The following is a 25969-nucleotide window of genomic DNA, read 5'->3' as shown; positions in this document are numbered from 1 at the left end:
CCGGAAAATGGCAGTTTAAAATAGCCTCAAAAAATCTTACAAAGCTATTTTAATATTTGTTTATAAATCATAACTTTGCGCACCGAAATAGACAGTATTTTTTGATATGTAATATTTCACTACAAATACTTTTAATTACCAGGTAATATATGCCAAACATTGGAAAAATATCACGGATCATCGGTCCGGTAGTTGACGTAAGCTTCGCAGATGACGCTCATCTTCCTAAAATTTATGATGCATTAGAAATCACAAAGGAAAATGGTCAGAAGGTTATTTTAGAGGTTCAACAGCATTTAGGTGAAGATCGCGTTCGCGCTATCGCCATGGATTCAACTGACGGTCTGCTGCGCGGAATGAAAGTTGTAGATATGGAATCGGCTATAAAAATGCCGGTTGGTGAAGATATTAAAGGTCGTGTGTTTAACGTGGTTGGTGATGCTATTGACGGTATTGCTAATCTTGATAAATCAAACGGTCGCCCTATCCACGCTGCACCTCCGCGTTTCGAAGATCTTTCAACCGAAACAGAAGTGTTGTTTACAGGTATCAAAGTTATTGACTTGTTAGAGCCTTATGTAAAAGGTGGTAAAATTGGTTTGTTTGGCGGTGCGGGTGTAGGTAAAACCGTATTGATCCAGGAGCTGATCAATAACATTGCAAAAGCATACTCTGGTTTATCAGTATTCGCCGGTGTAGGTGAGCGTACCCGTGAAGGTAACGACTTACTGCGCGAAATGCTTGAATCAGGCATTATAAAATATGGTGATGCATTTATGCATTCAATGGAAGAAGGCGGATGGGATTTGAGCGCTGTTGATGCTGAAGCATTAAAAGACTCAAAAGCAACCTTCGTTTTCGGACAAATGAACGAGCCTCCCGGTGCACGTGCACGTGTGGCACTGTCAGGATTAACTATTGCTGAATATTTCCGCGATGGTGATGCTGAAGGTAAAGGCCGTGATATCTTATTCTTTATTGATAACATTTTCCGCTTTACACAAGCTGGTTCTGAAGTATCGGCGTTGCTTGGCCGTATGCCATCAGCAGTAGGTTACCAGCCAACTCTGGCAACAGAAATGGGTAACATGCAGGAGCGGATCACTTCAACCAAACGTGGTTCAATTACATCCGTACAGGCCGTTTACGTACCTGCGGATGATTTAACTGACCCGGCACCGGCAACTACATTTGCCCACTTAGATGCTACAACTGTACTTTCACGTAAAATTGCCGAGCTTGGGATCTATCCTGCGGTGGATCCCCTGGATTCTACCTCACGTATCCTTAGCGCTGCTATTTTAGGTGATGAGCATTACAACACTGCCCAGCGCGTTAAAGAAACCTTACAGCGTTACAAAGAGCTGCAGGATATTATCGCCATTTTGGGTATGGATGAGCTTAGTGAAGAAGATAAATTAGTGGTATCACGCGCACGCCGTGTTCAGCGTTTCTTATCACAGCCGTTCCACGTAGCTGAGCAGTTTACTGGCTTAAAAGGTGTTTTGGTTGATATTAAAGAAACTATAAAAGGCTTTAACATGATTATGGATGGTGAAGTGGATGAGTATCCGGAAGCAGCATTCAACCTTGTAGGCAGCATTGAAGAAGCTATTGAAAAAGGTAAAAAATTATTAGCAGAAGCGAATAATTAATGTGCGGATGCGGGGATGTGCAGATATGCTGATTAAAAGCCGTCTGCACGTTTGCAAGTTTACATATTAACATAATCCGCAAATTTGCATATACGCATATTTGCACATCAAAAGCATGACATTAGAAATTCTTACTCCCGATAAAACAATTTACGAAGGCGAGGCTACCTCGGTAACATTGCCCGGTACATTGGGATTTTTTGAGATCCTTAACCACCACGCGCCCATCATCTCTACCTTAGAGGATGGTAAGGTAATTATCCGCGGTGGCAATGCTGGTAAAGAAGAAACAATATTTATAAAGGGCGGCGTTGTTGAAGCATCACACAACAAGGTTGTTATTTTAGCCGAAGGTATTTTGCATAAATAATTTACCCCGTCTGTTAAAACTTAAGAGATCCCCGGCCGTATGACCGGGGATTTTTTGTGCTCTGCCAATACCTACACCGGCAGGTATTTATTGAGTATTTTCCCGTCTTTGTATGGCGTTGAACTTTCTAATTTCAGCAGTTTATCCGTTTTAAAAATGGAAAGCCCGCTGCCTATGGCTATCGGGTTCCTGATGATATAATATTCATCAATAAGGTTATGGCTGATGAGCGAACTAACAAAACCGGCACCGCCATAAACAAGAAGATCTTTTCCTGGGCCGGCTTTTAGCGCCTGTACTGCGGCAGCCAGGTCGCCGTTCTCCACTTCCAGGTTGCGGCCGCTGATGGCGGTTTGGGTGCGGCTGAAAACAATTTTGCGCATATTTACCATCAGTTGCGCCAAAGGTTGTTCCGGGCTGTTAGGCTGGCTATCCACGACATTTTCCCAATGATCAATAAATTCCCGGGTCATTTTGCGCCCCAATAAAATAGTATCGCTGCTGCCGGCCAGCTCAAGTACCGTATTGAAACCGGCCGGATCCCTTTCGCCGGGGAGCCACATCCAATCCAGCTGACCATCAGGCCGGGCTACAAAACCGTCCAGGCTAATTTGCATCTGTAATTTTAATTTTCGCATAATAATCTTAATTTAAAAAACGGCCACGTTTCTCTCATTATAAAAATCTGAAAACGTATTCTCATTTCGCCAGCCTGATCACGACTAAATAAGGGGGAACGCCAAAAACTGATAAGAAGAATCGTCAGTGTTGGCGTTATGCCCGCAATGCTATCAATAATTGTAAAGATGCCATTTACACGTGTTTACACTTATTCACAAATGCTGATACAATTGTATCTAACCGCATAAAAAGCCTTCAAAATTTCACTCACTTTGTTGGTAAACACCGGTTTTGCAGCTAAGAAACGGGCCGGATTGATAACGGATGACGACAGCCGATGAAGCAAATAATTGTTTTATTGATGGCCATTGGCCCCATGTTTGGCAGTTCCCAGCCTTGCCGGGTGGGAACTATTGACGGTTTGACGCGCGCTAATGGGTTTAACCAACTTATTTTGGGGCAGGAAATTAAACAGGTGTCGCATCATAAACTTTCTTACCTGGAGCAGTCGCCGGGGTTTGATGCCGACAGCTGCATATTTTACCAGTACAATGAGGATGACGTGCAGCAGATCAGCAAAGATGCAAAGATCAAATTTATAGCTGTAAGGGCATACAAATATAACATTGTTAATATTTACGTGATTTTTAACCGGAGTGACGGTTTTGAAGTATTGAATGATTTTTTAGCCCGTTATGGGCAGTTTACCAGCCGGCCCGATGCATACGCCGATGTGTTTGAATGGGATAGCAGTTCGGTTCACCTGTCGCTGAAATACCAGCTGGACATAAATTTCGGCATTGCCGTTTATACCTGCAAAGCGCTGGACGAGCAAATTAAAGCAAAAAGTAAGCAGCGCCTGTTGCAGCAAAAAACACTGGCCGAGGGGAATTGAGCCGTTGGGGTTTGGCAGCTGTTTACTTGTACAACAAGACATATTGGCTGCTTGCCTGCATAGCGTGGAGAGCAGAAAGTATCCTCGGCTCGTACGCCTCTTCCTGTAATTTATCAGATAGGACTACTTTCATTGTTCACGTACACCGTTTTATCGAAACAGGTAAATAATGAGGATGGTGCATTCTTTTTTCGTATGAAATAATTTTTGAGGTAAGGCAATCAATTGAACGATTGTTGCTTTGGGCAGAAAGACAGGAAATATGAAAGAAAAAAAATAAATAACAGGAAAAGTCTATTCACGTTTATCATATTGTTAGCTATTTTCATTCATCCGTTATTTTTGTCACCTAACCGGCGCTTTTTCATAGTCTTTTTTAGTTTGGCAAGCCGGGTATTGCATTTGGAAAACATTTCATCAACCAGGTTAGCGTTTTTATTATGGATGGCGCTTACATCTGAATAGCCAAAATTTTGCTGGAAGGAAACAGATGGCGACAAGATCATTTTATTGGAGATTATCCGGGATAATAAAATATCGGCTACAACATTATCGTCAAATGGTTCCCTAAGTACACTCTCGAATGTTTTTTTATAAAGAACCACAAATTGCGTGGCCAGGCAGGTATCCACCCAGAATCGGTTTGAGCTCACAGGGATAGCAAAGTTGAAATAACTTGTACCGCCCGACATATATTCTGCATCCTGCCGGTGCGCTTCTAAAATATTTTTTAACAAATAATCTCTTGAATAATCAGCGGTAAAGCAATGGTCATCTTCACAAATAATAATTACATCGTCGTCACTATCAATTGCCATTTGCACTACTTTTCTAAAACTCTGCCATAGGCCCACAGCACCTATTTCATGCTTACAGGCTTCCACAATTGTTACATCAAACTCAGGTCTGCCTTTAAACTGCTCTATAATGTGCGTTTTTCGCTCAGTTCGTTCCGGCAGGTTAATTACATAGGTAGGAATGCTGATGTTTTCAGGCAGTTCGACAGGAGCCATATGCAGCAGTTCCTCATTTCGGAGTTTATAAAATGCAGCTACGTCTTTTAATATATGAACATTTATTTCTGTATCCCTGAAGAGGTTTTCAACCTGCACCTGGGTATTATTCCGGGGTGTTACGTCTGAATAACCAAAACTTTTCTGTGTTGAAAAGAAGGGGAAAGAAAAATATTTATTGTCTGTCAGCGATGCAATTTTATAATCCGCAGTGTCACTCTCGTTAAAATCAGCATCCGCAATCTTTTGAAAGAATCTCCTAAATATAATTATAAACTGGGTGCCGGAAAATTCCTCCATCCAGAACAATTTTTCCGACATCTGCAAACCGCCTTTTAACGAACTTATCCCCCCGGAGAGTACATCCGCCTGCAGTTCATTAGCTTCGGCGATAGCATCCCTCAATGCTTCAGCAGAATATTGTGTCCCAAAAGCGTGATCATCTTCACATACAAGTATATAATCGTCTTTATTATCAATTGCATTTAACACGACATGCTTAATCGTGTTCCATAAACTAATAACAGGATATTGATGTACAACAGGTTCAATAACCTGTATTGCAAATTCGTCTCTTCCTGCAAATTCATTGAGTATATGTTTTTTGCGGTCGGGTCTGCTTGTTAGGTTAATTATAAAAGTAGGAATAGGTATTGGAGTGGTCATAGTATGAACTTACAAGCAGGGTTATAAAACTATAATAATAGAACCAAGATAAATGCCATTAACTTTAGCTTTAAGCGAAATAATCAAAATTAAAAAGGCAATAGCTCCTAATCAACACGGAGCTTTGTCCATTTCGCCTGCCGCTCAAGTTAATGACATTGTCAGCCATCGTTTTAGCAAGTAAATGCGGGCATAAAAGGGCTTGATGGCTCACAAATAAGGTTGGTTGCTTATGGTGTTTACTGTTTTAATAAGAAATTTATCCACCACAATTTCATCAACCTTAGGATAAGCATTGACCTCTGAGACAATAGGTGGGCCATGGGCATATGGTAGCGCAACCACCAGCTGTGTAAGTACAAACATTATTGACGCAAACGACATCGTACTGATTGCAATCAATATCCCCCTGGCAATGAGTGCCTACGCTTCCTCCAACCACGTTCCTGAGTTGTTCTCTTGTAAGCCTTCCTCCGGCGCTAATTTCAAGCGCTTCGAGTTTTAACTTTTTCATAATAATATATTTAAATTGCGCCTCTATTATCGGGTTCGGCTTTTCCCTATCCTGTTTTACCGAAGACAGGCAACTTATTGTTCTCGAGACAATTTCTTTGCTGTATATAAATGTTTTATATGTTCCGGTTTATGGTTTTTGGGGGAGGTTGCGCCCGTTAATAAGGTGTCGCGCCTTTAAATGATCAGGATGTCTATCTAATTTACCATCGGTACAATTGCGGGTAATAGGCAGGTCAATTTCGTTTATAAAATGGGTTAAAACCTGCGAAGGCGTATTTTTCATGATAAGGTTTTTTGTACAATTAGTACTTATATTAAGTTTTAATATAATTGGTATTGCAATTTAATTAAATATATGTCATAAATACAAGTATTTAAATAAGTTAGTTAAATGTAAACCATAGCCCTGCGTTTGGTGATTATCAAAGCCTGGTGGTCGATTGTTTGCATGGTTCAGGGATTGGTTATGAAGCTGTAGTTGAGAATGGGTATTGATCTGGCAACTAATCTGGCGGCTTCAAGGTTAGTATCAAATAACCTCCTACTCAAAGATTCTCCTTTTTCTGTCTCCGCAGATCTTCCTGAAAAGGGACCCTGCGCCGTGTGCCAGGGATTCGTTCGGAAATTATCCCGTGTCCTGAATCTCTGCTCACTAAGTATATAATCATCTTTATTATCAATTGCATTTAACACGAGATGCTTAATCAAGTTGCATAAACTAACAACAGGATATTGATTTGCAACAGGTTCCATAACCTGTATTGCAAATTCATTAAGTATATGTTCTTTGCGGTCAGGCCTGCTCTTCAGGTTAATAATAAATGTGGGGGTGGCTATTAAAGGGGCATATTAAATTGAAAAAAAAATGCCATTAACTTTAGCTTGGAAGAATAAGCAAAACTAAAAAGACAATAACAATTGGTCGATATAACGTTTTGCCTGTTTCTACCGTAACTCAAGTTAATGACATTAGTGGTATAACCATCATTTTAGTGTGTAAGTCCCATCGTAAAATGCGCATTTATTCGCAAATAATATTGGTTACGTAAAGGATGCACACGTGCATGAAGGGTTTAACCCACAACGCAAACATGGACATCAACAAGGCAATGCCAGCCTGATGGACATGCTACTGCCGGGCAACTATTGCTGCCGGTACCACCAGATACGACGCATACATAATTGATGCATTGATAGGTATAACCAGTACCGCAATCCGCTACTGTTTGGCAATGGCCGCCTTCGCTTCCGCCAACTACATTTCTGAGCTGTTCTCTTGTAAGCCTCGCTCCGGCGCTAATTTCAAACGCTTCGAGTTTTAACTTTTTCATAATAGTATATTTAAATTATGCCTCTATTATCGGGTTGCGGCTTTTCCCTATCCTGTTTTACCGAAGACAGGCAACTTATTGTTCTCGAGACAATTTCTTTGCTGTGTTTTTTTTAAATGTTTTTATGCTTCCGGTTTGCTGGTTTTAGGGCAGACAGCACCCTTTAATAAAGAGACTAAGGTGTTTCATTGCTATCCTATTGGTGCCCTGTTCTTTTAGGTATTTAAATAATGGCCTCCATGTTTCAGCGTGCCTGATTGTTTAAATTAGAGGGGTACGCAACTTTAACGATAAGCCCGCGGTGCGGCATATTGCAGCCGATACGCAAAATGATATGATCAGCGTATCCCGTCGATTTTTATCAATGTAATTGCCAGGCCCGTACAGACGACGTACAAAAGGTATTGATGCCAGTGAAAGATTTCTTTTCATGATAAGGTTTGGATATATTTAATACTCAGCAGTATTAAATTGTATTTATAATTGGTATTGCAATTTAATTAAATAGATGTCATATATACAAGTATTTAAATAAGTTAATTAAATGCATACCATGGCTCCCATTTTTAAACTGGAAATACCTTATTATCAGTTGTTTGAGTGGTTTTTAAATTGCTTCGGAAACGGGCTGGCTGCAGACAGTTTCCGAAGCAATAATGTGTAGTGGAGAATGGGTATTGATCTGGCCACTAATCAGGCGGCTTTAAGCTCAGTATTAAATACAAGCTGCTCAAAGATGCCTAACACCTTTGTTCATCACTACGGCATCGTTCAAAATCACATCGCTTAAAAAACCTGAACAGATGCCTTTAACTACAATAACAGAATCTTTCCCGGTTAATTTATTTTTTGATTTTAGGGTACAGAAGATGTTGGCAAAGGGATCGCCGCTTTTAATGGTAAGGGTGGTGTTTTTGGCCTGGTCTTTACCCTGTTTTAAAACCGTGCCGCTTATTTGAACAACCTTATTTAAGTACTTTAAATTGGCGCGTTTCTCGTTGGCCTGGAAATCATTTACCAGCTGTGTAGCAGGGATCACAATGGCTTGCTCGGTAGCGGCATCCCTGTGGTGTATTTTTGAATACTGGAAAACGTAATATAAGCCGCCGGCTACATTTACAGCTATAATAACTAATACACCGAATATTATCCTTTTTTTCATTTTGGTTATGATTAATGTTAATTGATTTTTTTTGGCTTAACCACCGTGAAAACCCGCGAGATATTGAAGCCGAAATGGATGCCCCCATCGCCCCATTTGCCGGTTGTTTGGGTAATAAAGCTGCTCTCGTTTATGCCGGTTGAATTGGTGAAATGAAGCTGGAAAACGTGCCCGCCTGTTTCAATATCAAATCCCAGCGACAGCGCGTTTGTGGTTCCCTCGAACTGCGTTACCTGGTAGTAGTACTCCCCGGTTAAATTCACCCGTTTTGACAGCCGCAGGCGAAAGCCGGTACCGACAGAATAAAGATCATTTGGGATGGCTTTGGAGGCCACAAGGTTATAATGAACCATGGTAGGGGCCAGCTGCAATGAAAAATAGTCGCCGAATTTGCGGGCAATAAGCACCTGGTCGGTAAAGCTGAAATGATCGGAGGAGTTAATGGGATAAGTAGCAGGCGGATCCTTTAGCGACCGCAAAACGGCCGATGCCGCCAAGCTTACCGATACCGGCATATTTACTTTGCCGGTTGATTGTCTTAACAGCCGGTATTTTACAAAGCCATCAAACTCCTTATTATAGGTGCTTCGGCCAATGCCAACTTCCAGCCGGTTGGTGATCCCGTAATCCAGGCCAAGGCGCATGGAGGCCTGGTCAAGGCCGAAGAAGTTGTACGCGCCGGTATTAATCATGCCGAACCGGTGGGATATTTTAAGGTCTAATATTCCGGCACCGGTGTTTTCAATAGACTGCCCGTTAATTAGCCGGGTGGTTTTGAAAGTGGAAGTGGTGATATCGGTTTTCTCTTTTTTCTCCTTCTTATTTTGCTCATCCTGCAACTTAAAAAGGTCAACGTCCTGCGCGGATAAACGAAAGCCGGTGCAAAGCATAAATAACAACAGTAAAACGGGTTTGGACGAAATGGCTGGGTGTTTGATTTGAGTACGTTTCATCTTATTCGTAATTACAGTTAATAGTTATTATAGCATCGTTGGCAATTTTTCCGCCGATGTAGGAGCCCGTAATTCCATAGTCCTTTATGTGAATGTTAAAGGTGCCGGTAATTGCAGGCTTGCCTTTGGTGATCACCAAAAAACCACCGGGCGCTATCTTTTGCGGAACGCCGTGAATAGTTAAGGTGCCATTGAGGTTGATGGGGTACTTGCCGTCTTTCAGAAAGTTTACCGAGGTGATATTGGTGATGAATCCTTTAAACTCTGCCTTGGGTATTTTTGAACTTTCGAGGTAGTTTTCGTTAAAATGATCTTCCATTAGCTGGTTTTCAAAACGGAAACTCTTAATGAGCACACTGAATACGATTTGCCCCGTTTTGTCAACCATTTTACTATCTACCTGGTTGTTTACGGCTGCAATGGTTTCGAGCGGGGTGCTGGCATTAAATTTAATCTGGCCGGTTTGCGTTGCATATATTTTTTGCGCATGCAGGGCCGGGCTGGCACAGGCCAGTAAAAGGAAGATGAAGGTGATTTTCATGGTTTTGATTTTTAATTGTTAGGGGATCCGTTTGTTATCCAGGCTTGAATTTTGTTGATATCGCACTGCGACAACTGCGCAGCATTTAAAGGCATAGCCGGAATGCCGCCCGTATGGTTTATTGAATTAATGAGCTGCCCGTTGGTTACATAAGTTTTTAACGAGGCGTAGGTATCTAACGCGATGCCGCCCCCGGCTGCCGCATTGCCGCTGTGGCAACTGTAGCAGTTTGCCGTTAGCACACCGGTTACTGTAGTGCTGTAAGTTACGTTGGTGGTAATACATGCAGCGGTTGATTGCTGCGGATATACCAGGTTTGCATGGTCATAGTAGCAACCTGCATTACCCGTTAAAAGGGCAGCCAAAAATAGAAGGTGTCGTATTTTCATGGTTGTGGTGTTTATTGCGGGCAACCATTGTTGATCCACTTGGTGATTTGATTGATTTGACAGTTGCTTAATTTGCCCGACTGCGGCATATTCATGGCAGGGGTAGCCGATGTGTAATTGATGGCATTTAAAAAGGCTGTTTTTAAACCTGTGCCCGCGGCTTTGGCAGCAGCATAATCACTAAGCACTACATTTCCCGATCCCGGCGCTACGCCATGGCAGCCATTGCAGTAAGTGGCAAATATTTGCGAAACGCCGTTGGTGTAGGTTATTTTGGTGGTATCGCAAATGGGCACCGCGCAGGTTTTATTTAAGGCCCCCTGGGTTATCCATGTGGCGATGGTTGACAGCTGGGCCGATGATAGTTTGGGTGAGCTTTTGGGCGGCATCTGCCCTTCGGTTATTATGGTGTAATACCTGCTTTGGCCCGGGTTATTGGCTACAATGCCCTGCATAATATTGGTATAATTTGTTAAAGCGAAATTTGCGTCCTCGCCGCGCCGGGTGCCGTCATGGCAGCCGGTGCTGGCACAATAGGTTTGGTATAAAGGCAGCACATCCGTTTTAAAACAAACTGAGTCTGACGGGGATGGTGTTCCACCGTTTCCGGAGCCCGTCCCGGAGCCTGTGCCCGAGCCTGTACCGCTGCCGGTACCGGTATTTGATCCCGTGCCGGGGGTAAGATGATCGTGCGTACACGAATAAAATACGGCGATTAATAAAATCGCAACAACTATTTGCCTTTTCATATGGAGATGGGATTAAGAAGTGTTTGCTTGTGCTTCAAATCGGCAGTTAGCCGGGTATTGCTTTGTTATGCAACCAGCCGGAATTCAAGGCAATAAAAACCCGCTCCATTTATTTAATAAATGGTTTTAGCTGTTGGTCAGTAGTATACTTAACTGGCTTCAGTTGCAGAAAAATGTCAGATTTAAACCGGTAAAGGCTAAATTTAAGTAATAAAACAGCTATAAATTGGTGTATTTCATTTCTGCACAGCGCCTTAACCATTTGTTATCCGGGTATAAGCGAGGGAAGTATCTTACGGGTAAGGAACCATTCTGTCCGTACCTGCGGCCATGTCTGGCCTGACTGATTTTTAATTCCTGCCCCGGATGGCAATTAACAAGTACTGTGAAGCCTGGTTTTATGCTTGTTCCACTTTGTGCGCATCTTTACCCTGATTTTTGTCTTTTAGGTGCTTTTACCGGTGATTTGTGGCCGGATTGGGCTTGAAAATATCGTTTAGCTTAAAAAATTAACTATTGTTACTGTTCCACTTGTTCCACATTGTTCCATTTGTTCACACGCCAAAGTGGAACAAGATTATAAACCGCCATTTTAACCCCCCGCTTTCATCAAAAATACCATAAAACAAGAAACCCGCCAGGTATCATGCCTGGCGGGTTTCTTGTTGCTAAACTGCCTCAGTTTATGGAAGTTTAACTGCCCGGTAGCTGCTGATATTGGCTAAAGGTATGTTTGAGCCGTATTTTGAGTTTATAGCATTTATAAATTGATTGGCCACAATGGCATAGCCCCTCGGGGTTAGGTGTACGCCATCTAACGAGAACAAGCCGCCGCTGATGTAATTGGATGAAAGGTTAATCCCATCAATTAATAATCCGTGTGCTTTAATGTCATTCAAGAAAGTGTACATATCAGCCACCGCTATGCCTTTTGAGTCGGCTACAGATTTAATGGTATTGTTATAGGCTGTTACATAATCCCTGGTTATAGCAACCTCGTTGGCATCAAGTACATACTGGTTCTCAATTGGGGAATACGGTGTTAAGCCGTAAGGCAGCATCCCTGCGGGTGTGCTAACCAATGTGCCTATTTTGGAGGTGGGAAAGGTAAGCACGATAAGATCATTGGCAGTAGCCTGCCTAGCAGCGTAGGTTTGGTCGCCATTATCATTACTGCTTTTGGCGTTTATATACAACGCCTGTACCGCCGGATTAGCCTTCTGTACACCGGCCAGTACCAGCCCAACCGTTACCGTATTGAAATAGGGGATAGAAGTAACATCAGGAATGGTTGCTACCACCCCCTTTTGTCCTGCGGCAGTAAGCTTGCCCATCACGAGTGAATATAAGGCTGTAAACGTAGCCTTGTCGGTAAGCACATCGCCTGCACCACCTGAGGTTGCGTAGCCCAAAGCATCGTTATTCCCCAGCCAGTTTGAAAAGAAGGTGAAGGGCTTGGTAGTCACAAAGTCAAGATAAGCGGTATTGTGTGTGCCTTCGGCACCGTCCAGCAGCCGCTCGTAAAACCCGTTAAGGTTGCCGTATGACGCCAATGTTACATGGAGCAGCTTAATGCCCGGTACACCATAGTTGTTAATAGGGTCGCCAGTGTATTTGGTATAAGTGGTTACATTGCCAAATCCCGGAATAGGCACTATACCTGTAACCGCCAGGTTAGAAGTAACAGGTGCCGTAATTGGTGAACCTGTTGCGCTAAAGCCCGTAAGGGTTAAATAGCCCGATCCGTTGGCCTGTGCCTGTGAAAATAATGGCTGTATAAAGGTGCCGCCGCCAACTGACTGCATTTGTTTGGCTATGATGGACGGATACGAATTTTGCTGCCCTTCCAGGTATAAGCCGCCGTCAGCATAACCTGAGGTTAGTGAGTTACCTACTGAGATGTACCTGGAGAAATTGGCCGACCCATGCGATGGGGTGGGGGCCTTAAATTCGGGTTTACAGGCAGCAAAGCTTAAAATAGCCGCTGCTAAAATGAGTATATTTCTAAACTTGTTCATGTATTCGGTTTTTAAATGCTACCAGTGATAAGTAAGTGATATGCCGGGTATGTAAACGTTGGACTTGAAAGTACCCGATAGTTGCGTTTCGATGTTGGTTTGTGTGCGCGATAATAAGCGTTCAAACTCAAATGAAAAGTCGATATCTAACCGTTTGGCCGCCTGGTAACCAAGTCCTGCTGTAACATAGTACCGGTTAGCATCCGGCACCTCAGGTGTTACATAGCCAGCCTGTGCAGCAGCCGATGCGTAACCGCCACCAGCCCGTACTGCCCATTGATTGTCAGGTTTATATTGCGCCCCTCCCCTTACACTAAATGCATTCTTATAGTTACGCGGCGAGTAAGTATCCTGCAGCGCAGCAGTGTTGGAAGCGTAATCAAACGCAAGTGTTTTGTAAACGCTCCAGTTAACCAAATTGACATCTGCCGCCAGTAACCATTTCTTGTTTAATGCGTAGCCTAATCCTAACGAGGTTGTTGAAGGCAACGGGATGCCGGCCTTAAAGGTATTGGGCTGCGGGAAACTTGCCTGTACAGATGCCGGTACCTTGAATATAGCGTTGCCGTCGTTAATGGTTGTGTTAACCTTTGACCGGTAATCAACGCCAATGGTAAGGCCCTTATGGGTATCGAAGTAAACACCTGCATTCCAGCCGTACCCTTTTCCGGAACCCTTAAGTTCTGCCTGGCCATCCTGGCCGCTGCTGTTGCTTAACGGGATAGCCCGGGTTAGGTCAACACTGCCGCGGTTATAAACAAAACCGGCACCAATGCTCAGCGATTTACTTAGCCTTACGCTAATAGTTGGCTGAAAATAAATAGCTTTAAGATTAAGGCTTTCAACGGCATACTTGCCCTGCCAGTTATTGCCCCAATCGGTTAGCCCGCCAAAGGGTGTGTAAACGCCGATGCCGGCTTTCCACCATGATCCTTTAGGGCCAAATACGGCATACGCTTCAAACGGTGTTGCTACCTTGTCTGACGTGTTGTAAGTGGCATTAGTGCCTGCGGGGTTAAAAGCTGATTTGAAAAACAATGGGCTTATTCCTGCCTGTACAGAGTTTTCAGGTAGTGTTACCATTGCGCCGGGGTTAAAGAATATCGATGCCCCGTCTTGTGCAAGGCCTGTTCCGGTGTGCCCCATCCCGATCTGTTTCTGCCCGGCCAGGTTTACCTGGAATCCCTGCGCAAACGTTAGTGCCGGCAATATGCACAGCATAAAGAGGAGAAGTTTTCTCATAGTTAAAAGTTTATAAAATTGGTTCGCTTATGCCTGGTTTATAATTGGATTGCGAGCACATAGCATTAAGGAATAAAAATAGGAGCAAAAGAAATTCAAAAAAAGGGTTATAGTGCGGAGATATTAGTCAAAAAGTCGGAACTTAATAATTAATTAACTAATAATAAATAGACAAGAATGTAATCTGAATGCCGGTTTATACATATAATTTAAATAAGTTTGAAAGCGCAGCAGCTCTTTGTTCCGGTTTATATACTAATAAGTGCCGTTGTTGGTTTAAATTTGGATTTCAGTTGTTTTTATGAGTAAAAAAATCGCACAATTAAGTTTTCCCAGGTTTGTTGATCTGTATGCCGACAAGTCTATCGGGACCGATTTTTTTATAACTGAAGAGAAACACCTTTTAGCTTTAAGTGAATATCCGTACCGTTCAGAGGGTTATATCATTGGGATCTGTACCCGTGGCACGGCCAAGGTAGAGGTAAATTTGCAGGTTTACGAGGCAAAGCCTGACGCTATGCTGCTGGCCACGCCATTTCATATTTTAAGGATCTACGAAAGCAGCGACGATTTTTTATGCCAGTTTGTGGTGTTTTCAAAAGCCTTTTTAACAGAAAATGCGGTTAATAGTCATTTTTTGGAGTCGTTCAGTTATTTTAAAACTTCGTCAACCCCGGTTATTTATCCCGAACACGAAAAAGCGAAGGTGATGCCGGAGATCTTTAATTTGATCCAGCAAAAACTACAACGCGAAGAACATCCCTATCGCGCCGAAATATGCCGCAGTATTTTAACAATGCTTATTTACGAGGTTGAAGCCGTTTATAAACACGAACGTGTTATTATTAACAGCAGGCAAACACGCAAGCAGGAATTAAACATGCTTTTTCAGAACCTGGTTTTTCATCATTATAAAGAACACCGCAACGTACAATATTATGCTGATTCGCTTTTTGTATCGTCCAAGCATTTAACAGAAAGTATAAAAGAAGTAACCGGCAAAACAGCCGGCGAGTGGATTGATGATGCTGTTGTTTTAGAGGCAAAGGTTTTACTAAGAAGCAATGATACCAGTATTGCACAGATAGCCGACGAGATCAATTTTCCTGATCAGTCTTCGTTCGGTAAATACTTTAAAAAACAAACCGGGCTTTCTCCTTCGGAGTACCGGGTTAAGGCTAACAGTTAGCCGGTTACCATTTTTAAGGCTCATTTTGTTTCTGCAGGTTGAATTCCTTTGTCCGAATTTTTGACCAATATCTCCGCATTTCAGCCCTTTTTTGCAGCACGTGCAAACCTAATTTTACTTTCTGAATTATATAGTTCGGCCCGGCGTGTTTTCCCGGTGTGCTATCTACCCATAAATAAACCATAAAAATGAAAGTATTAGTTTGCATCAGTCAGGTTCCTGATACTGTTACCAAAATTGTGTTGAAAGACAACAATACCGCTATAGATGAAAGCGGAACCACCTTTATTTTAAACCCGTATGATGAATGGTATGCCCTTGTGCGCGCGCTTGAATTAAAAGAAAGCGGCGTTGCCGAAACTGTGCATTTGATTACCGTCGGCAGGGCAAATACCGAGCCTGTGATCAGGAAGGCCCTTGCTTTGGGCGGCGACGAAGCCGTTAGGATAGATGCAGACAGCGCCGATCCATTTACCGTAGCCACTTATATCGCCGCATATGCAAAGGACGCGGGTTACGATCTGATTTTATGTGGTAAAGAGTCTATCGATTATCATAATGGAGCAGTTGGCCCTATGCTTGCCGAACTGCTTGATGCTGATTTTTTAGGATTTGCAACTCACATTGACATTGCGGGTAACACAGCAACAGTTAAACGCGAAATAGAAGGCGGCGAAGAAACAGACAGCGTAAGCCTGCCGGTTGTTATTTCGTGCCAAAAAGGTGTTGCCGAAGCTCGTATTCCTAATATGCGCGGTATAATGGCTGCGCGAACCCGCCCCTTAAAAGTAGTAAGCCCTGCAGAAACTCCGGCCTTAACTGTGATAGTATCCTATGAATTGCCTGTAGCTAAATCAGGAGTAAAACTGGTGGCTGCGGATAATATGGATGAGCTGGTGAACCTGCTGCATACCGAAGCAAAGGTTATTTAATAAAGTAATGATCATTTAAACTAACAGTAATGTCAGTAATAGTATTAGTAGAAAATAATGGCGGAACTATTAAACCCAAAGGGTTTGAAGCCGTTCAGTATGCCGCACAGCTGGCTCAAAAAATGGGTACTACGGCAACGGCTGTAGTGCTTGGAACCATAGCCGAAACAGAAATGCAGGCCCTGGGCCAATATGGCGCAAAAAGGGTATTGCATATTGCGGATGAGCGCCTTAATAACCTGCATGCGCGCGCCTATACCAGGGCTTTGGTGAATGCAGCTGAAAAGGAAAACGCGAGTGTAGTTGTAACGCTTTATGACTTAACAGGCAGGGTGGTGGCTCCGCGTGTTGCCACACAGTTAAAGGCAGGAATAATAGCCGGGGCGCTTTCGCTGCCCGATCTGGACAAAGGTTTTGTTATAAAAAAATCGGTTTTTTCAGGCAAAGCATTTGGCTATGTTAATATAATAAGTAACAATAAAGTAATTATGCTAGCCGCAAATACACTACAGGTAAAGAAGGGAGAAGGTGCGGCGGCGGTTGAAAAGCTGGATGTAGCGTTTGAGGCTAAAGATTTCGCAATAGTTGTTAAAGAAGTAAATAAAGTAACAGGCGAAATTCCGCTGGCCGATGCCGAACTTGTGGTGTCGGGCGGCCGTGGTTTAAAAGGGCCGGAGAATTGGGGCGTTATTGAAGACCTTGCAAGAGAGCTGGGTGCTGCTACCGCTTGCTCGCGACCTGTATCTGACGCCGACTGGCGGCCCCATCATGAGCATGTGGGCCAAACAGGTGGTACTATCCGGCCTAACTTGTACATAGCGGCGGGCATCTCCGGCGCAATTCAGCATTTGGCCGGGGTAAGTGGCTCGAAAACAATTGTGGTGATCAACACCGATCCCGAAGCTCCATTTTTTAAAGCAGCCAACTATGGTGTTGTTGGTGATGCTATGCAGGTGCTGCCCAGGCTTACCGAGGCCGTTAAGAAGTTTAAAGAACAACATCAATAAGATCTGAGAATTATGGATAATGTGTTTTTTGAGGGTGACGTGCTTTGGTCGCAAATTGATGCCAACCAGCATATGCGCCACACTGCTTATGCCGACTTTGCCGTACAGGCCCGGTTGAACATGCTCGAAAAATTGGGGCTAAGCCTCAGTACGTTGTTGCAGGCAAAAATTGGCCCCGTGCTTTTTAAGGAGGAACTGCTTTATCTGCGCGAAATTGGTATGAACGATAATATAAAAGTTACCGCCGTGGTCACAAAATTTCGTCCTGATGCCTCGCGGTGGTCAATAAGGCATGAACTGTTTCGGCGCGACGGTACAAAGGCAGCCATAGTAAACGTTGATGGTTCATGGATTGATATGGATAAACGGAAGTTAACCACCCTCCCTGACGAGTTTCGTAAGCTGTTTTTGGATGCACCCCGAAGCCATGATTGTATAGAAGAAATTCCCGAACCTAAATAAAAGTATAAATAAATGGATCAAAAGAGCGCCTTTGAAAAGGCTGTTAACGAAAGTAAAGAATTAACAAAACGCCCGGATAACGAAACCATGTTACGTTTATATAGCCTTTATAAGCAGGCTACTACCGGTGATTTGGGCGAAGATGCACCAAAGCCGGTAATGTTTGATTTTGTGGCACAAGCTAAATACGATGCATGGTTAAAGTTGAAAGGCACTTTGGCGGATGATGCCATGGCTGCGTACATAGAGTTGGTAGCGAAGTTAAAGAGCTTAGAAGAATAATCCCGCATTTTCATCATATACCGAAGTTTTGACAAATCATTCCGTGATATAGACCTTTATTATATCTGCATAGTTGCGATATTTGTTTAGTAAACCAATTACCAGGCCATTATTATTTTTAAAGTATGCTGCGGGCAATCAATATAATGATTGTATGAACTTACCGCACTGCTTTTTTAATTTAAAACTAATCAAACAAGGATATGCTTTTGTCGAAAAAATTACCGTTGCGTTTTTTGTTCCTTATGTTGGGCATGGCGCTATTAACCACAGTTGCGAAAGCACAAACAGACCAGGTAGAAGGGTTTTGGTATAATGATGTAAAAAGCGGCAAAATTCATATCACGAAGGGTGCCGACGGAAAGTTTTACGGCAAGGTGGTTTGGTTAAAAGAACCATTGAAAAATGGAAAGCCAAAGGTTGACGAAATGAATACCGACCCGCGTTTACGCAGCCGGCCCAGGTTGGGTTTAGAGGTGCTTAACGGCTTTGAAAAAGACGGAGATAATAAATACACTAACGGCACCATTTACGATCCGTTAAACGGCAAGACCTACAGCTGTAAAATAACCTACAAAGGTAAAACGCTTGACATTCGCGGATACATAGGCATTTCGCTTTTTGGACGCACAACTGTTTGGTCGCGGGCCGAACAATAAAATAATCTCCGCTCTTATTAATAATTAGATTATGAATTCTAAACGAGTTATAAAAAAAGTTGCAATATTAGGTTCTGGCGTAATGGGAAGCCGGATTGCCTGTCATTTTGCCAATATTGGCGTACAGGTATTGCTGCTGGATATGGTCCCTAAAGATGCAGCACCCGGCGACGCAAAATCAAGAAATAAGCTGGTGAATGATGCACTTGCGGCAGCGCTAAAATCTAACCCCTCTCCAATTTATCTTAACGCATTCGCCAAACGCATTACTACCGGTAATTTTGATGATGATATGCCGAAAATTGCTGAATGTGACTGGGTGATTGAGGTGGTGGTTGAACGGCTTGATATTAAGCAGCTGGTGTTTACCAATGTTGAGAAATACCGCAAAGCAGGTACGCTGGTTACTTCTAATACCTCTGGCATCCCTATCCATTTAATGGCCGAGGGCCGGAGCGAAGATTTCAGGAAGCACTTTTGCGGCAGTCACTTTTTTAACCCGCCCCGTTATTTAAAACTATTGGAAGTTATTCCCACTGCCGATACCTTACCCGAAGTGGCAGATTTTTTACTGCACTATGGCGAAAAATACCTGGGTAAAACCACCGTATTAGCCAAGGATACCCCCGCGTTTATCGGTAACCGCATAGGTGTTTTCAGCATCATGAGCATTTTGCATTATGCAGAGAAGACCGGCATCACCATAGAGGAGGTTGATAAGTTAACGGGTCCGGTAATAGGGCACCCAAAATCGGCCACTTTCCGCACCAGTGACGTGGTGGGCCTGGATACTATGGTACACGTTGCCAATGGCCTGAGCCAAAATGTTCCGGGCGATGAATCCAGAGACCTGTTCCGGATCCCCGGATATGTTACCAAAATGGTGGAGAACAACTGGCTGGGCAGCAAATCGGGACAGGGTTTTTATAAAAAGGAAAAGGTGGACGGTGCCAGCGTTTTTTATACCCTTGATTTAAAAACGCTGGAGTATCAGCCTTCGAAAAAAGTAAAGTTTCCATCGCTCGAAACAACCAAAGCGGTTGATAATTTGAGGGATAGGATGAAGATATTATTTGCAGCAACTGATAAAGCCGGTGATTTTTACCGGGCTGTATTTTTTCAACTGTTTGCCTATGCAAGTAACCGGATCCCCGAAATTTCAGACGAAATATATAAAATAGATGCCGCCATGAATGCCGGTTTCGGCTGGGAAATGGGGCCGTTTGAAAAATGGGATGCACTGGGTGTTGAAGCAACAATTAAACAAATGGAAGCCGCGGGTAATAAGCCGGCGCAATGGGTTTATGATATGCTGCAGTCGGGTGCATCGGCCTTTTATAAGATAGAAGACGGAAAAAAATTGTACTACGATATTCTGTCAAAAACCTACAAAATAATCCCCGGCACAGAAGAGTTTATCTTGCTTGATAACATTCGCTCGTCTAATACCGTGTGGAAAAATAGCGGAACTACCATCACAGACCTGGGCGATGGCATTTTAAACCTGGAGTTTCATACCAAGATGAATACCATTGGTGGCGAAGTTATTGAGGGGATAAATAAAGCCATTACGCTGGCCGAGCAAAGTTATAAGGGATTGGTGATCTCGAACGAAGGCGCCAATTTTAGCGCAGGTGCTAATGTAGGGATGATATTTATGATGGCCATTGAACAGGATTTTGAAGAACTCAATATGGTGATCAGGGCGTTTCAAAACACTATGATGCGGGTAAGGTACTCATCCATACCTGTTGTTGCGGCGCCCCATCAAATGGCTTTGGGCGGTGGCTGTGAATTATGCCTGCATGCCGACAAAGTGGTAGCACATGCAGAATTATATATGGGCCTGGTTGAGTTTGGTGTTGGGCTAATTCCAGGCGGTGGCGGCACCAAGGAGTTTGCGTTGCGGCTGTCAGACGAGTTGCAGGATGGCGATATAGAAACCAATAATTTCCGCGACAGGTTCCTGACCATCGGGCAGGCTAAAGTTTCCACTTCCGCCTATGAAGCATTTAATTATGGCTATCTTAAAAAGGGTCGTGACGTGGTGGTGGTTTCACGGAACCGCCTTTTGGCAGAGGCAAAGAAGCAATGCCTGCTGCTGGCAGAAGAAGGTTATGTGCAGCCGGTAAAACGTACAGATATAAGGGTGTTGGGCAAACAGGTGCTTGGCCTGGGTTATGTGGGAGCAAATACCATGTACAGCGGCAATTACATTAGTGAGCACGATGTGAAGATTTCACACAAGCTGGCTTATGTGCTTGCAGGCGGAGATTTGTCGCAGCCCAGCCTGGTTAGCGAGGATTATTTGCTGAACCTGGAACGGGAGGCATTTATATCGTTATGTGCCGAGCGTAAAACACTCGAGCGAATCCAGTCCATCTTAACCGGTGGTAAAGTATTAAGAAACTGATTTTATTATCAACAACGAACAAAAATGAACGCATATATAGTAGCAGCCTGCCGCAGCGCAGTTGGAAAAGCCGGCCGAGGCGGATTTAAGTTCACCCGGCCCGATACGCTTGCCGCGGAGGTTATTAAAAAACTGATGGCCTCGGTGCCAAACGTTGATAAAGAGCAGGTAGAAGATGTAATTGTTGGTAATGCAACACCCGAGGCAGAGCAGGGGTTAAACGTAGGGCGGCTGATCTCGTTAATGGCGCTGGATACCGATAAGGTACCGGGGATGACGGTTAACCGTTACTGTGCTTCAGGTTTGGAAACCATTGCCATTGCATCTGCAAAAATACACAGTGGCATAGCTGATTGCATTATAGCAGGTGGTGTTGAAAGCATGAGTCTGCTGCCTATGGGCGGATGGCGCATTGTACCTAATGCCGATGTGGCATTAACCCACCCCGATTATTACTGGGGAATGGGCCTTACCGCCGAAGCTGTAGCTAAGGAATTTAACATTGGCCGCGAAGAGCAGGATCAGTTCTCATACAACTCGCATCAGAAGGCCATCAGCGCAATTAAAGAAGGCCGGTTTAAGGACCAGATAGTGCCGGTGAGTATTTCAGAAACCTATCTTGATGACAACGGAAAAAAGAATACCCGCTCATACACCATGGATACCGATGAGGGCCCGCGCGCTGACACTTCAATTGATGCGCTGGCGAAACTTAAGCCGGTATTTGACGCGCGCGGTGTAGTAACAGCAGGCAACTCATCACAAACCAGCGACGGCGCTGCTTTTGTGATGGTGGTTAGCGAGCGCTTTATGAAAGCCAATAACCTGGAACCCATTGCCCGGTTGGTTAACTATGCCGTAGTTGGCGTGCCGCCGCGCATTATGGGCATAGGCCCGTTATACGCCATTCCTGAAGTACTTAAAAAAGCCGGAATGAAGCAGGGCGACATAGATCTTTTTGAATTGAATGAAGCTTTCGCTTCGCAATCGCTGGCTATTATTAAAGGCCTGAATCTAAACAAGGAAATAGTAAACGTAAATGGTGGCGCAATAGCACTCGGCCACCCGCTGGGATGCAGCGGTGCCAAACTTTCCGTTCAGATTTTTGATGAACTGAAAAAAAGAGCAGGTAAATATGGCATGGTAACCATGTGCGTAGGTGCGGGCCAGGGAGCCGCCGGGATATTTGAATTATTATAATAGGCAGTAAAAACATTAAAATATAAGACATGAGCACAGTAGCAGAAAAATCACATTTAAAAGGTGGTGAGTTCCTTATTAAGGATACAAGTGCAGAGCAGGTTTTTATACCTGAAAACTGGGATGAAGAACAACTGATGATCGCGAAAACCGTACAGGATTTTATTGATCAAAAGGTTGTGCCAAACCTGGATCGTATTGACAGCCAGGAAGAAGGCTTAATGGTTGACCTGGTTAACCAGGCCGGCGAACTGGGTATCCTCAGTATTTCATTACCTGAAGAGTATGGCGGCTTCGGTAAGGATTTTACAACTGCAATGCTGATCAGTGAAAAAACTGGCCCGGGGGCATCGTTCTCTGTTGCAGTAATGGCCCACACAGGTATCGGCACCTTGCCAATTCTTTACTATGGGAACGAAGCACAAAAAAATAAATATATCCCCAAACTAGGCAGCGGCGAGTGGAAGGGTGCTTACTGCCTGACAGAGCCGGGTTCAGGCTCTGACGCCAACTCGGGCAAAACCCGTGCAACGTTATCTGCCGATGGTAAATACTACAGCATTACCGGGCAAAAAATGTGGATCACCAATGCTGGCTTTGCTGATGTATTTACCGTTTTTGCAAAAATTGATGACGATGAAAACCTGAGCGCCTTTATTGTTGAGAAAGGCTTTGAAGGGCTCTCCCTAAACCCCGAAGAACATAAAATGGGGATTAAAGGCAGCTCAACCCGGCAGGTGTTTTTTAATGATTGTAAGGTGCCGGTTGAAAACCTGCTTTCTGAGCGGGGCAATGGCTTTAAAATAGCGGTAAATATTCTGAACCTGGGCCGCATAAAACTGGGCGGTGCCGCATTGGGCGCTTCAAAGTCGGTTATCACACAATCTATACGTTACGCCAATGAGCGCGAGCAATTTGGCCGGCCTATCTCTAAATATGGGGCTATCCGCTATAAGCTGGCAGAGCAGGCAATACTTGCCTATGCAACAGAAGCAGCCATGTACCGGGCAAGCCAGAATATTGAAGATGCTACTCACAGCCTGATTGAAGGCGGCATGGATGCAGCAAAGGCCAAGCTTAAGGGAACAGAACAGTTCGCTATTGAAGCAGCTATTATAAAAGTGCATGCATCAGAAACGCTTGATTATATTGTTGATGAAGGTGTGCAGATATATGGCGGAATGGGTTACAGTGCGGAAGCCCCTATGGATCGTGCTTATCGCGATAGCAGGATCAACCGGATTTTTGAAGGCACCAACGAGATCAACCGCATGTTAACCGTTGATATGATGCTAAAACGTGCCATGAAAGGCGAATTGGACCTGATGGGCCCCGCCCAAAAAGTAGCCGCAGAACTGGTGAGTATCCCCGATTTTAGTACGGAAGAAGAAGATCTGTTTACAGTTGAACGGAAAATAATAAGCAAGTTGAAAAAGGCGGTATTGCTGGTTGCAGGTGCTGCCGTTCAAAAACTAATGGCCAGCCTGGCCAAAGAGCAGGAAGTATTAATGTATGTGGCGGATATGCTGATTGAAACCTATGTAAGCGAATCGCTGCAGCTAAGGGTTGAAAAATTAGCCGGGCAGCGTGGTGAAGCCAATGTAAAAGAACAGATTGATATGATGCAGGTGTACATTCGTGATGCTGCCGATAAGATTTTTAAGGCCGGTAAAGAAGCTTTAAATTCTTTTGCCGAAGGCGACGAAAGAAGAATGATGATGGCGGGCTTAAAACGATTTACAAAAACGGACGATATCAACACTACTGCTGCCCGCAGGCGAATTGCTGCTAAACTCATCGAAGAAAATAAATACTGTTTTTAGGGATTGATCTTCATTACTGATCTTAAAAAATACTTACATGAAGAACGCGGCAAGATTATTTGATTGTATCGGCATCCAGGCAGAGAGGCCCCGGGCCGACCTGCTGAATGCAAAAGTCAATGGGGTTTGGAAGGCTAGCAGCACGGCCGGGGTACATGAAAAAATATACCAGTTAGCCGCCGCCTTGTTAGAAATGGGAATATCCGCCGGTGATGGAACTACCGAGGGCCGCGACAAAGTGGGGCTCATCAGCAGCGGAAGGCCCGAATGGCTCATCGTTGATCTTGCTGTGCAACTAATTGGCGCCATACTGGTACCACTATATCCCAATACCAGTTTAAAGGAAATTGAACAGATCCTGGCAGAGTCTGAAGTGAAATGCATTTTTGTAAGCACTGGTGAACTCTATGAAAAGGTAGTGTCGGCACGCGGGCATGTACCGTCAATGAAAGCCATTTTTTCGTTTGATTGGGTGGAGGGGTGTCCCCATTGGGAAGACCTGCTGAAGCCGTTAACCGATGCCGCGCAGCGGGATATCAATGCAATCAGTGCCGCAATTAAGGAAGATGATGTAACCACTATTATTTTTACGTCGGGCACTACCGGCCGTCCCAAGGGCGTAATGTTAACCCACAAAAATATCCTGACCAACGTTTTTTCGTCAGGAAATGTTCTGGAGCAGATCCCAATGGAGGAAAAGCGCGCATTAAGTTTTTTGCCGCCTAACCACATTTTCGAAAAGATGTGTACATACATCTATCTCTTTTATGGTTTTTCCATTTATTACGCCGAGAGTATGGATACCATTGGCTTTAACATGAAAGAGGTTAAGCCTTATATTTTTACCGCAGTACCGAGGTTGCTTGAAAAGGTTTTTGAAAAGATATTGGTTGAAGGACAAAAACTTACCGGTATAAAAAGAAAGATTTTTTTATGGTCGATAAAAATTGCCGAACAATTTGAGCATACGGGAACCAGTACCTGGTACAACATGCAGCTGGCAATAGCTGATAAGCTGGTTTACAGCAAGTGGCGCAATGCTATAGGCGGCAATGTAAAAGCAATTGTGGTAGGCAGTTCAGCATGCCCGGTTAGGTTGGAGCGAATATTTACGGCCGCAAAAATGGTTATTTTAGAAGGGTACGGCCTTACGGAAACATCGCCGGTAATTTCTGTTAACCAGTATAACCCCACGGCGCGCAAGTTTGGTACTGTTGGGCCGCTGATTGAAAATGTGGAGGTTAAAATTGCTGCTGATGGTGAAATACTTACCAAAGGCCCCTGCGTTATGGTTGGCTATTATAAAAACCCCGAACTTACTGCCGAGGTGCTGGAAGGTGGCTGGTTCCATACCGGCGACATAGGTGAATTGGACAAGGACGGGTTTTTGAAAATAACTGATCGTAAAAAGGAGATCTTTAAAACTTCGGGCGGTAAATACGTGGCGCCGGTGCCAATTGAAAACCTGATGAAGGAAAGTCCTTATATAGAGCAGATGATGGTGGTTGGCGCCGACCGGAAATTCACAGCGGCGCTGGTAGTCCCTTCATTCTCTAACCTGAAGTTGTGGTGCAAGCAGCATAAATTAAGCTTTTCGTCTGACCGTGAGATAGTGAGTAACCCAGCCGTGTTTGCTATGTTCCAGTCGATTATCGATGTTAACAATAAAGAGTTTAACCACGTTGAGCAGGTGAAGAAATTTGTTTTACTTCCTGCTGAATGGACGATTGACGGGGGCGAATTAACCCCTACAGGCAAAATAAAACGGCGCATTATTTTGGAAAAATTCAAAACTGAAATTGAACAGATGTATAATGGCGAAGCAGAGCATGTGCCCAACCCCCACTAGTATCACCCCCAATAAGCAGATGTTAAAAGCGC

At 43.9% G+C, this 25969-nt stretch carries 24 protein-coding genes; 13 read left to right on the top strand and 11 right to left on the bottom strand.

Annotation, left to right across the window (positions count from 1 at the left end):
- Positions 1 to 149 precede the first annotated feature (149 nt).
- Both atpD and atpC read left to right on the top strand, forming a co-directional pair.
- Positions 150 to 1655, top strand: a complete 1506-nt coding sequence (gene atpD / locus MuYL_RS22745) for a F0F1 ATP synthase subunit beta (RefSeq protein ID WP_094572733.1) — start codon at positions 150 to 152, stop codon at positions 1653 to 1655.
- A 115-nt stretch (positions 1656 to 1770) separates the two neighbouring features.
- Positions 1771 to 2025, top strand: a complete 255-nt coding sequence (gene atpC / locus MuYL_RS22740; RefSeq protein ID WP_094572732.1) for an ATP synthase F1 subunit epsilon — start codon at positions 1771 to 1773, stop codon at positions 2023 to 2025.
- Between the two features lie 71 nt (positions 2026 to 2096).
- Here the strand turns inward: atpC and MuYL_RS22735 are convergent, their stop codons facing one another.
- The gene (locus tag MuYL_RS22735; RefSeq protein WP_094572731.1) at positions 2097 to 2663 is read right to left on the bottom strand and encodes a dihydrofolate reductase family protein; all 567 of its coding nucleotides are present in this window, start codon (positions 2661 to 2663) and stop codon (positions 2097 to 2099) included.
- A 320-nt stretch (positions 2664 to 2983) separates the two neighbouring features.
- Here MuYL_RS22735 and MuYL_RS22730 point away from each other — a divergent pair, with 320 nt between their 5' ends.
- Entirely contained in the window at positions 2984 to 3541 is a 558-nt protein-coding gene (locus MuYL_RS22730) for a hypothetical protein (RefSeq protein WP_094572730.1), read from the top strand.
- Between the two features lie 329 nt (positions 3542 to 3870).
- Here the strand turns inward: MuYL_RS22730 and MuYL_RS23560 are convergent, their stop codons facing one another.
- From MuYL_RS23560 to MuYL_RS22685, 10 genes are all read right to left on the bottom strand, one after another.
- Positions 3871 to 5220 carry a glycosyltransferase family 25 protein gene (locus MuYL_RS23560; protein ID WP_211710206.1) on the bottom strand — a complete coding sequence of 450 codons (1350 nt, stop codon included), beginning with the start codon at positions 5218 to 5220 and terminating at the stop codon, positions 3871 to 3873.
- 643 nt (positions 5221 to 5863) lie between these two features.
- Positions 5864 to 6019, bottom strand: a complete 156-nt coding sequence (locus MuYL_RS23410) for a hypothetical protein (protein WP_157741073.1) — start codon at positions 6017 to 6019, stop codon at positions 5864 to 5866.
- Between the two features lie 790 nt (positions 6020 to 6809).
- Positions 6810 to 7067, bottom strand: a complete 258-nt coding sequence (locus MuYL_RS23405) for a hypothetical protein (RefSeq protein WP_157741071.1) — start codon at positions 7065 to 7067, stop codon at positions 6810 to 6812.
- Between the two features lie 730 nt (positions 7068 to 7797).
- Positions 7798 to 8229: an OB-fold protein gene (locus MuYL_RS22715; RefSeq protein ID WP_094572728.1), complete on the bottom strand. Its 432-nt coding sequence runs from the start codon at positions 8227 to 8229 to the stop codon at positions 7798 to 7800.
- 17 nt (positions 8230 to 8246) lie between these two features.
- A complete protein-coding gene (locus MuYL_RS22710; protein WP_094572727.1) occupies positions 8247 to 9182 on the bottom strand; it encodes a DUF5777 family beta-barrel protein in 936 nt (311 codons plus the stop codon).
- A 1-nt stretch (position 9183) separates the two neighbouring features.
- Entirely contained in the window at positions 9184 to 9723 is a 540-nt protein-coding gene (locus MuYL_RS22705; RefSeq protein WP_094572726.1) for a YceI family protein, read from the bottom strand.
- A gap of 11 nt (positions 9724 to 9734) precedes the next feature.
- Entirely contained in the window at positions 9735 to 10112 is a 378-nt protein-coding gene (locus MuYL_RS22700; RefSeq protein WP_157741069.1) for a hypothetical protein, read from the bottom strand.
- Between the two features lie 11 nt (positions 10113 to 10123).
- The gene (locus MuYL_RS23400) at positions 10124 to 10861 is read right to left on the bottom strand and encodes a c-type cytochrome (RefSeq protein ID WP_157741067.1); all 738 of its coding nucleotides are present in this window, start codon (positions 10859 to 10861) and stop codon (positions 10124 to 10126) included.
- 683 nt (positions 10862 to 11544) lie between these two features.
- Positions 11545 to 12879, bottom strand: coding sequence for an SGNH/GDSL hydrolase family protein (locus MuYL_RS22690; RefSeq protein ID WP_094572724.1), 1335 nt, complete (start codon positions 12877 to 12879; stop codon positions 11545 to 11547).
- A gap of 18 nt (positions 12880 to 12897) precedes the next feature.
- Entirely contained in the window at positions 12898 to 14121 is a 1224-nt protein-coding gene (locus MuYL_RS22685; protein WP_094572723.1) for an OmpP1/FadL family transporter, read from the bottom strand.
- A gap of 301 nt (positions 14122 to 14422) precedes the next feature.
- On the opposite strand from MuYL_RS22685, the gene MuYL_RS22680 reads away from it, so the two are divergent.
- The 10 genes from MuYL_RS22680 (at position 14423) to MuYL_RS22630 (ending at position 25937) form a co-directional block, all read left to right on the top strand.
- A complete protein-coding gene (locus MuYL_RS22680) occupies positions 14423 to 15310 on the top strand; it encodes a helix-turn-helix domain-containing protein (RefSeq protein ID WP_094572722.1) in 888 nt (295 codons plus the stop codon).
- Positions 15311 to 15498: 188 nt separating this feature from the next.
- Positions 15499 to 16242, top strand: a complete 744-nt coding sequence (locus MuYL_RS22670) for an electron transfer flavoprotein subunit beta/FixA family protein (RefSeq protein WP_094572720.1) — start codon at positions 15499 to 15501, stop codon at positions 16240 to 16242.
- Between the two features lie 29 nt (positions 16243 to 16271).
- Positions 16272 to 17249, top strand: coding sequence for an electron transfer flavoprotein subunit alpha/FixB family protein (locus MuYL_RS22665; protein WP_094572719.1), 978 nt, complete (start codon positions 16272 to 16274; stop codon positions 17247 to 17249).
- Between the two features lie 12 nt (positions 17250 to 17261).
- Positions 17262 to 17711 (top strand): acyl-CoA thioesterase, encoded by a 450-nt coding sequence (locus MuYL_RS22660; RefSeq protein ID WP_094572718.1) that lies wholly within the window; start codon positions 17262 to 17264, stop codon positions 17709 to 17711.
- Positions 17712 to 17723: 12 nt separating this feature from the next.
- A complete protein-coding gene (locus MuYL_RS22655; RefSeq protein WP_094572717.1) occupies positions 17724 to 17993 on the top strand; it encodes an acyl-CoA-binding protein in 270 nt (89 codons plus the stop codon).
- 203 nt (positions 17994 to 18196) lie between these two features.
- Positions 18197 to 18652: a DUF2147 domain-containing protein gene (locus tag MuYL_RS22650; RefSeq protein WP_094572716.1), complete on the top strand. Its 456-nt coding sequence runs from the start codon at positions 18197 to 18199 to the stop codon at positions 18650 to 18652.
- 31 nt (positions 18653 to 18683) lie between these two features.
- On the top strand, positions 18684 to 21065 hold the full coding sequence (locus MuYL_RS22645) for a 3-hydroxyacyl-CoA dehydrogenase/enoyl-CoA hydratase family protein (protein WP_094572715.1): 2382 nt from the start codon (positions 18684 to 18686) through the stop codon (positions 21063 to 21065).
- Between the two features lie 24 nt (positions 21066 to 21089).
- The gene (locus MuYL_RS22640; RefSeq protein WP_094572714.1) at positions 21090 to 22265 is read left to right on the top strand and encodes an acetyl-CoA C-acyltransferase; all 1176 of its coding nucleotides are present in this window, start codon (positions 21090 to 21092) and stop codon (positions 22263 to 22265) included.
- Between the two features lie 29 nt (positions 22266 to 22294).
- Positions 22295 to 24088: an acyl-CoA dehydrogenase family protein gene (locus MuYL_RS22635; RefSeq protein WP_094572713.1), complete on the top strand. Its 1794-nt coding sequence runs from the start codon at positions 22295 to 22297 to the stop codon at positions 24086 to 24088.
- Positions 24089 to 24125: 37 nt separating this feature from the next.
- A complete protein-coding gene (locus MuYL_RS22630) occupies positions 24126 to 25937 on the top strand; it encodes an AMP-dependent synthetase/ligase (RefSeq protein WP_094572712.1) in 1812 nt (603 codons plus the stop codon).
- The last annotated feature ends 32 nt before the right edge of the window (positions 25938 to 25969 follow it).

This window comes from Mucilaginibacter xinganensis (assembly GCF_002257585.1).
Taxonomy (GTDB): domain Bacteria; phylum Bacteroidota; class Bacteroidia; order Sphingobacteriales; family Sphingobacteriaceae; genus Mucilaginibacter; species Mucilaginibacter xinganensis.
The sequence above is the reverse complement of the archived record's forward strand: the minus strand, read 5'-3'. Positions and strand labels throughout refer to the sequence as shown.

Excerpts from the sequence above, each read along its gene's own strand:
- MuYL_RS22670 (WP_094572720.1), top strand. The coding sequence starts at position 15,499 with ATGAAAGTATTAGTTTGCATCAGTCAGGTTCCTGATACTGTTACCAAA.
- MuYL_RS23560 (WP_211710206.1), bottom strand. The coding sequence starts at position 5,220 with ATGACCACTCCAATACCTATTCCTACTTTTATAATTAACCTAACAAGC.
- MuYL_RS22665 (WP_094572719.1), top strand. The coding sequence starts at position 16,272 with ATGTCAGTAATAGTATTAGTAGAAAATAATGGCGGAACTATTAAACCC.
- MuYL_RS22715 (WP_094572728.1), bottom strand. The coding sequence starts at position 8,229 with ATGAAAAAAAGGATAATATTCGGTGTATTAGTTATTATAGCTGTAAAT.
- atpD (WP_094572733.1), top strand. The coding sequence starts at position 150 with ATGCCAAACATTGGAAAAATATCACGGATCATCGGTCCGGTAGTTGAC.
- MuYL_RS23400 (WP_157741067.1), bottom strand. The coding sequence starts at position 10,861 with ATGAAAAGGCAAATAGTTGTTGCGATTTTATTAATCGCCGTATTTTAT.
- MuYL_RS22685 (WP_094572723.1), bottom strand. The coding sequence starts at position 14,121 with ATGAGAAAACTTCTCCTCTTTATGCTGTGCATATTGCCGGCACTAACG.
- MuYL_RS23410 (WP_157741073.1), bottom strand. The coding sequence starts at position 6,019 with ATGAAAAATACGCCTTCGCAGGTTTTAACCCATTTTATAAACGAAATT.
- MuYL_RS22735 (WP_094572731.1), bottom strand. The coding sequence starts at position 2,663 with ATGCGAAAATTAAAATTACAGATGCAAATTAGCCTGGACGGTTTTGTA.
- MuYL_RS23405 (WP_157741071.1), bottom strand. The coding sequence starts at position 7,067 with ATGAAAAAGTTAAAACTCGAAGCGTTTGAAATTAGCGCCGGAGCGAGG.
- MuYL_RS22635 (WP_094572713.1), top strand. The coding sequence starts at position 22,295 with ATGAGCACAGTAGCAGAAAAATCACATTTAAAAGGTGGTGAGTTCCTT.
- MuYL_RS22680 (WP_094572722.1), top strand. The coding sequence starts at position 14,423 with ATGAGTAAAAAAATCGCACAATTAAGTTTTCCCAGGTTTGTTGATCTG.
- MuYL_RS22705 (WP_094572726.1), bottom strand. The coding sequence starts at position 9,723 with ATGAAAATCACCTTCATCTTCCTTTTACTGGCCTGTGCCAGCCCGGCC.
- MuYL_RS22645 (WP_094572715.1), top strand. The coding sequence starts at position 18,684 with ATGAATTCTAAACGAGTTATAAAAAAAGTTGCAATATTAGGTTCTGGC.
- MuYL_RS22655 (WP_094572717.1), top strand. The coding sequence starts at position 17,724 with ATGGATCAAAAGAGCGCCTTTGAAAAGGCTGTTAACGAAAGTAAAGAA.
- MuYL_RS22650 (WP_094572716.1), top strand. The coding sequence starts at position 18,197 with ATGCTTTTGTCGAAAAAATTACCGTTGCGTTTTTTGTTCCTTATGTTG.
- atpC (WP_094572732.1), top strand. The coding sequence starts at position 1,771 with ATGACATTAGAAATTCTTACTCCCGATAAAACAATTTACGAAGGCGAG.
- MuYL_RS22660 (WP_094572718.1), top strand. The coding sequence starts at position 17,262 with ATGGATAATGTGTTTTTTGAGGGTGACGTGCTTTGGTCGCAAATTGAT.
- MuYL_RS22690 (WP_094572724.1), bottom strand. The coding sequence starts at position 12,879 with ATGAACAAGTTTAGAAATATACTCATTTTAGCAGCGGCTATTTTAAGC.
- MuYL_RS22700 (WP_157741069.1), bottom strand. The coding sequence starts at position 10,112 with ATGAAAATACGACACCTTCTATTTTTGGCTGCCCTTTTAACGGGTAAT.
- MuYL_RS22730 (WP_094572730.1), top strand. The coding sequence starts at position 2,984 with ATGAAGCAAATAATTGTTTTATTGATGGCCATTGGCCCCATGTTTGGC.
- MuYL_RS22640 (WP_094572714.1), top strand. The coding sequence starts at position 21,090 with ATGAACGCATATATAGTAGCAGCCTGCCGCAGCGCAGTTGGAAAAGCC.
- MuYL_RS22710 (WP_094572727.1), bottom strand. The coding sequence starts at position 9,182 with ATGAAACGTACTCAAATCAAACACCCAGCCATTTCGTCCAAACCCGTT.
- MuYL_RS22630 (WP_094572712.1), top strand. The coding sequence starts at position 24,126 with ATGAAGAACGCGGCAAGATTATTTGATTGTATCGGCATCCAGGCAGAG.